This window comes from Nocardia sp. NPDC058497, assembly GCF_042720195.1.
In the GTDB taxonomy this organism is placed as follows: Bacteria; Actinomycetota; Actinomycetes; order Mycobacteriales; family Mycobacteriaceae; genus Nocardia.
Genome location: NZ_JBHXMY010000639.1, coordinates 1 through 3,250 on the forward strand (window position 1 = coordinate 1; position 3,250 = coordinate 3,250).

At 69.8% G+C, this 3,250-nt stretch carries 3 protein-coding genes and 1 pseudogene; all 4 read left to right on the plus strand.

Annotated elements, in window-relative coordinates:
• Positions 1-492: pseudogene (locus ACFWPJ_RS28650) on the plus strand (mammalian cell entry protein); the annotation flags it as partial.
• Positions 489-1,673, plus strand: coding sequence for an MCE family protein (locus ACFWPJ_RS28655; RefSeq protein ID WP_378855991.1), 1,185 nt, complete (start codon positions 489-491; stop codon positions 1,671-1,673). The pseudogene ACFWPJ_RS28650 and the gene ACFWPJ_RS28655, both read left to right, overlap by 4 nt.
• Positions 1,674-1,686: 13 nt before the next feature.
• Entirely contained in the window at positions 1,687-2,313 is a 627-nt protein-coding gene (locus ACFWPJ_RS28660; RefSeq protein ID WP_378855993.1) for a hypothetical protein, read from the plus strand.
• On the plus strand, positions 2,310-3,250 hold a 941-nt coding region (locus tag ACFWPJ_RS28665; RefSeq protein ID WP_378855995.1), incomplete at its 3' end, for a TetR family transcriptional regulator. The genes ACFWPJ_RS28660 and ACFWPJ_RS28665, both read left to right, overlap by 4 nt.

Here is a 3,250-nt window from a genome sequence, read left to right on the forward strand (position 1 = left end):
GTGCTGACCGGCGAATTGGCACGGCGCAAAACCGAACTCGGTGCCGCCGCCGACAGTTTCCCGCAGCTGATCGGCCTATTCGCCGAGAACAACCAGGCCATCACCGACCTGATCAACCGGGTCGCGGTCACCATGGACGCGCTCGGCGATTTCAGCGCGACCAACGGGGCGCAGTTCGTCAGCCTCTTCCAGAGCATCCAGAACCTCATGAACGGCTTCTCCCAGATGGGCGACGACCTCACCGGCACGCTGGAGGGTTTCCACCAGCTGTATCCGTCGCTGACCGACAGCTTGCGCGGCCCCAACCTGGCCGTCGCGGCCACGCTGTCCTATCTCGACGTCGGCGCGCTCACCGATCCGTCGGGCAGCCGCTGGCCCGAAGCAGGCGACGTGCCCGCGTTCCTGGGCAGCCTCGCCGAGGTCATCGCCAAGGTCATCGGCCGGGTCACCAGCACGCCACAGGCGCCGCAGCAGCAGGAGGGGCCCCGATGAATCCACCGTTGTGGCTGTGGCTGGTCCGGCACCGTGTCGCGGTGGCCAATGCGGGGCTGGTCGTAGTGCTGCTGCTCGGCAGCCTCTATCTGGGCGGTGCGGTCCTGCGGATCGACCCGACCCGCTCGAGCTTCGACGTCACCGTGGAGCTGGCGGCCTCGGGCGGGCTCACCGCGGGCAGCGATGTGACCTTCCGCGGCGTGCGTGTCGGCCGGGTCGGTGACGTGCGCGTCGCCGGCGACGGGATCGCCGCGGTCGCCGAGATCGACGGCGACACCGGGATTCCGGTGGGCGGAACCGTCGCCGTTGCCCGGCTGTCGGCCGCGGGCGAGCAGTATCTCGACTTCCGGCCCGACGGCGAGTCGGGACCGTATCTGGCCGACGGCGCGGTGATCCGGCGCGCCGACACCGCGGTGCCGGTCCAGATGCAGTCGGTGCTGGGCAATCTCAGCGGGCTCGTCGGCGGGATGAACCCCGACCGGCTCAATGTGATCGTCGACGAACTCGACAAGGCCCTGGCAGGCGGCCCGGACGGGTTGCGCAACATGATCTCCGGTCTCAGCCGCGCGATGGCCGGACTCACCGACCTGCTCCCGCAGACCGAGCAGCTCATCCGCAATCTCGAGGTCATCGCCGCGACCACCTCACACGCGCAGCCGGACCTGGGCACGCTCACCACCGCGGGCAGCGCCCTGTTCCGCCAATTCACCGCCGCCGACGCGGAATTGCGGCATCTGCTCGAGCAGGGTCCGGGTCAGCTCGCCACCCTCGGCGGCTTCGTGTCGCGCACCCAGAACCCGATGACCGATCTCGTGACGAACCTCGTCGCGATCACCAGGGCAGCCAAGCTGCGCCAGCCCGCCATCGAGGTGCTCTTCCCGTCGCTGAGCCGCTTCGCCGAAGCGGTCGGTGTGCCCGCCCACGACAACATGTACTTCACCCTGGTCGATCCGTGGCCGCGTCCGACCTGCGATTACGACACGGTGCCGGTGGTGGCCACCACGCCGACCACCGACACCAGGGTGCGGCTCTACAACTACTGCGTCACCGACAATCCGGCGCTGCAGATCCGCGGCTCGGCGAACGCGCCGCGGCCCGCCGGGCCCGACAACGGCTCCGGCCCACCGCCCGGCGTCACCGGCGACGAACTGTCCCAGCCCTCGGTGCCGGCACCCCGATAAGGAGTCACCAGCGATGAGCAATGAACCGCACCCCACCGACGAGCCCGCTGCCGACGCCACGGCGACGTCTACGTCCGAAACACCCACTGCCGAAACGGTATCCGCGCCCACTCCACGTCGGTGGTGGACCACCATGGACCGCACCCAGCTCGGCCTGCGCGGCGCCGCGGCCGTCCTGCTCGGCGCCTCGATGGCGGCCTCGGTGTTCCTGTTCTTCGAGAACCAGAACAGCAAGGACCTCCTCGCAGCGCAGCAGCAGGCGCGGGAAGCCGCGTGCCGCTACGGTCCGGTGCTTGCCGACTACGACAGCAAGAATCTCGACACCTACTTCAAGGCGGTGCTCGACGGCGCGACCGGCGACTGGAAGAAGCAGTTCGACTCCACCAGTGCCGAATTGCGCGAGGTCCTCACCCAGGGCGAGGTCACCTCGAAGGTCACCGACACCCAGTGCGCGATCCGCACCGGCGACGAGAACGCCGCCGAGGCGATCGTGGTGATCGGCCAGACCATCTCCAGCCTCGGCACCGAACACAAACCCGAGCCGGGCCAGCTGTCGATGGTGTTGCGCCTGCACAACGACGACGGCCGGTGGCTGGTCGAGAAAGTGAATTCCCCGCTGACGACGGCGCCCGCGCAGTGACCGAACCCGGCGCGCTATCCCCCCGGCACACCGGCCGCTCCCCGCGCGCGGCGAAGGCCAGGACGTCGGGCAAGCACGCCGACGAACCGACCGCGGAATCCGCGGCGCGTGCGGTCCGGCGTCGGCCGAAGAACCGGCGGGCGCAGATCGCCGCGGAATCGGCGGCGGCGTTCGGCGCACACGGCTATCACGGCGTGAGCATGGACGACATCGCCCGGCGTCTCGACATCAGTTCGACCGCGCTGTACCGGCACTTTCCGAGCAAGTACGCGCTGTTCCGCGCCGAGCTGCTGCGCCTGTCCGGCCTGGCGCTGCGGGCCGTCGAACTGCCCGAGGAGGCGGCGAGCTGGTCACCGCGGCAGCGTCTGGATCACGTGCTCGGCGCCATCGTCGCCTCGACCATCGCCAACCGGCCCACCGCCGCCCTGGCTCGCTGGGAACGCCGCTACCTCGAACCCGACGACCACCAGGAGTTCAGCGACCAGTTCGCCGCGGCGATCGCGAGCTTGCGGGCACGCCTCGGCGAGGTCAGGCCCGAGTTGAACGGCCACGATCGCGCGGCGCGGGCGGTGTCGATCTTCGCCGTGATCAGCAGCATCGGCGATCACCACGCGACCGTGCCCGCGAAAACTCTTGCCGCGCTGCTCCGTTCTACGAGCTGGGCGCTGGTCGACGCCGACCTGACCGATCGGCACGCGACCGCGACGGACCACCGGAACTCGGGGCGGCCGCAGGCGTTCAAGCACGAACTGGTGCTGCACAAAGCGGTCGAACTGTTCCACGAGCGCGGGTACCCGAACGTCAGCGTGGAGGACATCGCCGCGGCCGCCGAGCTGTCCTCCGCGTCGGCGGTCTACCGCTATCACCGCAGCAAGAGCGATCTGCTGGTGGCCGCCTTCCGTCGGGCGGCGGATCGGGTGTCCGGGGCGATCTGGCC